Raw genomic sequence first — 5470 nt, 5'->3', positions numbered from 1 at the left:
AGCCCCGCGTTGAGGAAGGCCCGGCCGATGCGCGCGTCGTGGCCCATCGCGTCGGCGACCTGCTCCACGTCGGCGCCCGCCAGCTCGCAGATGCGCGCCACCGCGTTGATGAAGCTGATCTTGGTGGCCAGGAACGCGTTGGACGCGTGCTTGATCAGCTCGGCGGTGCGCACGTCGGTGGCCACGTACGGGCAGTCGTGGCGGGCAAGCAGCGGCGCGTACACCTCGCGCATCACCGCATGGGCGTGCTCGGAGTCCGCCCCCACCACCACCCGGTCGGGACGCAGCGTGTCCTCGATCGCGCTGCCCTCCTTCAGGAACTCCGGGTTGCTCACCACCTCGTGGGCGCGCCCGCCCCCGCCGGCCTGGGCCTCCAACGCCAACGCCTGGCGGATGCGCTCACCGGTGCGCACCGGCACCGTGGACTTCTCCGCCACCACCACCGGGGCGGTCGCGTGGGTGGCCACGCTGGCCGCCGCCGCCTGCACGTAGGACAGGTTGGGCGCGCCGTCCTCCCGCCGCGGCGTGCCCACCGAGATGAACACCACATCCGCACCCTCGACCGCGTCCCCCGGCTGGTCGCTGAATCGCAGCCGCCCCGCCTCCACCCCGCCCGCGACCAGCTCGTCAAGACCGGGCTCCACGAACGGCATCCGCCCCCCGTGCAGGCTGCCGATCTTGGCCCGGTCGTCGTCCATGCCCACCACGTCATGGCCGAGCTCGGCCATGCACGCCGCGGTCACCAGACCCACGTGACCCACGCCGATGATCCCGATCCTCACGAGTGTCCCCCCTGCATCGCCACGGTCACTGCTGCGTCCCACGTCGTCATCATCACTCCATCCACTGCGTGTCCACCGCCCTCAGCCCATCGGTCAGCGGCTTCGAGCTCGACAGGTTGCGGGTCACGCCCGACAGGTCCCCGCTCACCCGCACCCGCCGCAGCATGATCGCCATCGCCACGTCGAGCTGCCCGGTGATCAGCCGGCGCCAGTTGGCGTAGTCGGCGCGTAGCTCCAGTCGGGGACGGTCCGGTGGGTCGTCGAGCAGCCTGGCCACCGCGCCGTCGTCGCCACCCGGCTCGATCGACAGGTCGTAGACGTGGCGTTGCGTGAGTGGACCGGACGGCTCGATGACAAACCGGTAGCTGCCCTGCAGTGCCGTGGCGGCGTCACCGGCCTTGGGGTGCGCGACGAACTCGTCGCAGAACGCCTGGACCCACTCGGCGCTCGGGAACACAGGCATGAGGCGGCTGTCCTTGTCGGCAGAGGATGCTGCAGCCTACCTGCGAGGGGGTGGGGACGGGCAATCGCCGTCCCGGCCGGTAGGGTTCTGCCAATGACCGACCGGCTCGAGGCGCTGCGCGGCGCGAACGTGGTCGTCCTTGGCGGGGCGGGGTTCCTGGGCTCGCACCTGTGCGACCGGCTGGTGGCGTTGGGCGCGGCGGTGACCGTCATCGACAACTTCATCACCGGCGACCCCGACAACCTGGCGCACCTGACGGGCCGGCCCGGGTTCCGCCTGGTGCAGTACGACGTGACCGACTTCCTGCACGTCCCCGGCCCGGTGGACCACATCCTGCACTTCGCCTCGCCCGCCTCGCCGGTGGACTACCTGCGCTGGCCGATCCAGACGCTCAAGGTCGGGTCGCTTGGCACCCACAAGGCGCTGGGACTGGCCCGCGCCAAGGGCGCGCGGCTGCTCCTGGCCTCCACCTCGGAGGTCTACGGCGACCCGCAGGTCAACCCCCAGCCGGAGACCTACTGGGGCAACGTCAACCCGGTCGGGCCCCGGGGGGTCTATGACGAGGCCAAGCGCTTCGCCGAGGCGCTGTGCCTGGCCTACCACCGCCAGCACGGCGTGGCGGTGCGCATCGCGCGCATCTTCAACACCTACGGGCCGACCATGCGCGTGGACGACGGGCGGGCGGTGCCGGCGTTCTTCGCCGCGGCCCTGCGCGACGAGCCGCTGCCGGTGTTCGGCGACGGCACCCAGACCCGGTCGCTGTGCTACGTCGACGACGAGGTCGAGGGGCTGCTGCGCCTGCTGGTCGCCGACCACACCGGACCGGTCAACATCGGCAACCCCCGCGAGGTCACCATCCTGGAGCTGGCCCAGGCCGTGCAGGACGCCGTCGGCTGCCATCCCGGCGTCGCGCTGCACCCCACCCCCACCGACGACCCGCGGGTGCGCCGTCCCGACACGACCCTCGCCGAGCAGCTGCTCGGCTGGCGCGCCACGATCGACCTCGCCGACGGCCTGGCCCGCACCGTCCCGTGGTTCCGCTCGCGTCTCGGCGAGGAGTGATCCGGGTGGTCCCGCTCGATCCGTCGGATGTGCGCCAGGCGGCAGTGCGCCGGGACGCGTGGGAGCCGGGCCTGGGGGCGGTGGTGGAGTGGCTCGATCCCCCGCTGGAAGGCGCGCCCCGGGGGCCCTTGGCGGGTGTGATATTGGGCGTCAAGGATCTCCTGGCCGTGGCCGGCGTGCGCCGCGTGTGCGGGGCGCCGGACCTGACCGACCCCGCGCCGCAGTCCGTGCACGCCACCGCGGTGGCGCGCCTGCTCGATGCGGGCGCCACGGTCGTGGCGACCCTGGCGCTCCACCAGTTCGCGTACGGCCTCGTCACGCCACAGGTCGGCAACCCGCGGGCGCCCGGCCGCGTCGCCGGCGGGTCCTCCGGTGGGTCGGCGGCAGCACTCGCGACGGGCATGGTGCAGGGGAGCCTCGGTACCGACACGGGTGGCAGCGTCCGCATCCCGGCGGCCTGCTGCGGCGTGGTCGGCCTGAAGACGACCCGCGGTCTCGTGCCCCTGACCGGCGTGCAGCCCCTGGCGCCGAGCCTCGATACGGTTGGCCCCATGGCCCGCAGCGTGGCCGAGGCCGGCGTGCTGCTCGACGCCATCGCTGGGTACGACCCGGCGGACGATCACAGCGTCGAGGCCGCGCCCGCCCCTGACCCCCCGCCCCTGGCGCAGCTGCGCCTCGGCGTCCCCACCCAGGTCCGCGCGATGCGGATGGACCCCGACGTCCGCGGCGTGTGGGAGGCGACGCTCGAGATGCTCGCGGCCGCCGGTGCGCGCGTGACCTCGGTCGACGTGCCGGCGCTGGAGGGTGCCGCCACGGCCAACGGACAGGTCCTCGGTGCGGAAGCCGCCCTGATCCACGGTGACCGTCTGGCCGCGCATGCCGACCGGTTCTGGCCTGACGTCCGCGCCCGACTGGAGCGTGGCCGCGAGCTGCGGGCCACCGACCTGGCCGCAGCGCACGGCCACGCCGCCCGCCTGCGTGCCCAGGTCCGGACGGTCTTCGGCGACGTCGACGTGCTGGTCACCCCGACCCTGCCCTGCGTGGTCCCCGCCGTCGGGGCCGATCCCGTGGTCGTGGACGGGCACGCCGAGGCCGTCGTGGGGGTGCTGACCCGCTTCACCAACCCGTGGAACCTCGCGGGTGTGCCCGCGGGTTCCGTGCCGGCGGGTGTGGACGCTGCGGGCGCCCCGGTCGGTGTCCAGGTGGTCGGCCCGTGGTTCGCCGAACCGGTCGTGCTCGCGGTCATGGCGGCGATCGAGGACCTGCGGGGTGGACCCTGGCCGATCGAGCCCGCCCCCGGATTGCCGCGGCCACCAGCCGCGGGTTAGGGTCACCCCGCCCCACCCCTCACCCACAGAGCTGGCTCACCCATGCAGGCATGCTCATGCCCTGCGGCGCCCCTGCGCGTCGCCACAGCGCTCATGCTTGTGGTCGCCTTGGCCACGACCGTACTGGTGACCGCCACCGAGGCCTCCGCGCAGGTCGACGCCGGCGCCGAGACCGCGCTGGTCAACCTCGTCGACCAGAGCCGAGGTGCCGTCGGCGCCCTGCCCCTGCGCGTGTGCAGCGACCTCCGCGACGTCGCCCGGAGCTGGAGCACGCGCATGGCCGACGAGGGGCAGCTGTCACACGGCCCCATCGCCGCCCAGGTGCGGGGGTGGCGCGGCCTCGGCGAGACCGTGGGCGTCGCCTCGACGGCGCACGCCGTGCATCGGCGGTTCCTGGCCTCCCCCGGCCACCGCGCGCACATGCTGTCGACGCGCTACACGGAGGTGGGCATCGGCGCCAAGCGGCGCGCCGGCGTGCTGTGGGTCACCCAGATCTTCCGCGAACCCGACGGGTCGGCGCCATGCGCGATCGTGCCGTTGGACGCACGCATCATCACCGCCTGCCCGCCCGGGCTGGTGCCGACGACCACCTTCGACGACGTCCGGGGCAACACCCACCGGGAAGCCGTTGCCTGCGTGGTCTGGTACGGCCTGGCCAACGGCACCAGCACCGCCACCTACGGCACGGGCGACCCGCTGAATCGGGCGCAGATGGCCGCATTGCTCATCCGTCTGGTGCAACGGTCCGGCCTGCGCCTGCCGGCACCCCACGACCAGGGTTTCACCGACATCGCCGGCAACCACCACGCCGACGCCATCAACCAGCTGGCGCAGCTGTCCGTCGTCCGCGGACTGTCCGACACGGTGTACGGGCCGAGTGGGCTGGTCAGCCGCGCGCAGATGGCCACGTTCCTCGTCCGCGCCTACGCGGCGATCACCGGCGAGACCCTCCCGGTCGGTCCCGACCGGTTCACCGACGACGGCGGCCTCGTGCACGAGGAGGCGGTCAACCGCGCGGCCGAGGCGGGCATCATCGTCGGGATCTCCTCCACCATCTATGAGCCGCATCGCGCCGTCCAGCGCGACCAGGCGGCGTCGATGTTCGCCCGCATGCTGAACCGGCTCGTCCGACGGGGCCACCTCTCCCCCCCGGCCTGACCCGTGAATCGCCGGAGCTTGCGGAGGCGATTCTCAGCTGTGCAGGGTGGGGGGGGGGGGGCCCGCCCGTCAACGTTCGGGGTGGTCCACGGCGGGTCGGCCGATGCTGGCCACCTGCAGACCGGCGGCGGTCAGCGCGTCGGGGTCCCACACGTTGCGGGCGTCGACCACCACGGGGTAGGCCAGCAGCTCGCGCAGCTGCTCGGGGGTGATCGCCTCGTACTCGTCCCACTCGGTGCACACCACCACGGCGTGCGCGCCCGACAGGGCGTCGGTGGCCTTGTCGCACAGCACCGCGCTGGGGTAGCGCCCCCGCACGTGGTCCAACGCGACGGGGTCGTGCAGGCGCACCTCGGCGCCCTCGGCCAGCAGCGCGTCGACCACCTCCAGGGCGGGCGCGTCGCGGATGTCGTCGGTGCCCGGCTTGAACGCCACCCCGAGGACCGCGATCTGCTTGCCGGCCAGGTTCCACACCATCCGGCGCAGCTGCACCATCGGCCAGCGCTTGGCCTCCCGGTTGATGCGCTCGGTCTCGCGCAGCATCCCGAAGTCATAGCCCAGCTCCGCGGCGATGTGCACGAACGCCTCGACGTCCTTGGGAAAACACGACCCGCCGTAGCCAAGCCCCGCGTTGAGGAAGGCCCGGCCGATGCGCGCGTCGTGGCCCATCGCGTCGG

At 73.3% G+C, this 5470-nt stretch carries 6 protein-coding genes; 3 read left to right on the top strand and 3 right to left on the bottom strand.

All coding sequences use genetic code 11. The features are described 5' to 3' along the window. Both WD250_08760 and WD250_08755 read right to left on the bottom strand, forming a co-directional pair. The coding region (locus tag WD250_08760; GenBank protein ID MEX2620298.1) for a nucleotide sugar dehydrogenase at positions 1–782 on the bottom strand (782 nt) is incomplete at its 3' end. Positions 783–834: 52 nt separating this feature from the next. Then, a complete protein-coding gene (locus WD250_08755; protein ID MEX2620297.1) occupies positions 835–1245 on the bottom strand; it encodes an SCP2 sterol-binding domain-containing protein in 411 nt (136 codons plus the stop codon). Between the two features lie 93 nt (positions 1246–1338). On the opposite strand from WD250_08755, the gene WD250_08750 reads away from it, so the two are divergent. The 3 genes from WD250_08750 (at position 1339) to WD250_08740 (ending at position 4793) form a co-directional block, all read left to right on the top strand. Then, on the top strand, positions 1339–2307 hold the full coding sequence (locus tag WD250_08750) for a UDP-glucuronic acid decarboxylase family protein (protein MEX2620296.1): 969 nt from the start codon (positions 1339–1341) through the stop codon (positions 2305–2307). A gap of 5 nt (positions 2308–2312) precedes the next feature. After that, positions 2313–3635, top strand: a complete 1323-nt coding sequence (locus WD250_08745; protein MEX2620295.1) for an amidase — start codon at positions 2313–2315, stop codon at positions 3633–3635. 126 nt (positions 3636–3761) lie between these two features. Then, the gene (locus WD250_08740) at positions 3762–4793 is read left to right on the top strand and encodes an S-layer homology domain-containing protein (GenBank protein MEX2620294.1); all 1032 of its coding nucleotides are present in this window, start codon (positions 3762–3764) and stop codon (positions 4791–4793) included. A 69-nt stretch (positions 4794–4862) separates the two neighbouring features. On the opposite strand, the gene WD250_08735 is transcribed toward WD250_08740, so the two are convergent. After that, on the bottom strand, positions 4863–5470 hold a 608-nt coding region (locus tag WD250_08735; protein ID MEX2620293.1), incomplete at its 5' end, for a UDP binding domain-containing protein.

This window comes from Egibacteraceae bacterium, from assembly GCA_040905805.1.
Taxonomy (GTDB): Bacteria; Actinomycetota; Nitriliruptoria; order Euzebyales; family Egibacteraceae; genus DATLGH01.
The sequence above is the reverse complement of the archived record's forward strand: the minus strand, read 5'-3'. Positions and strand labels throughout refer to the sequence as shown.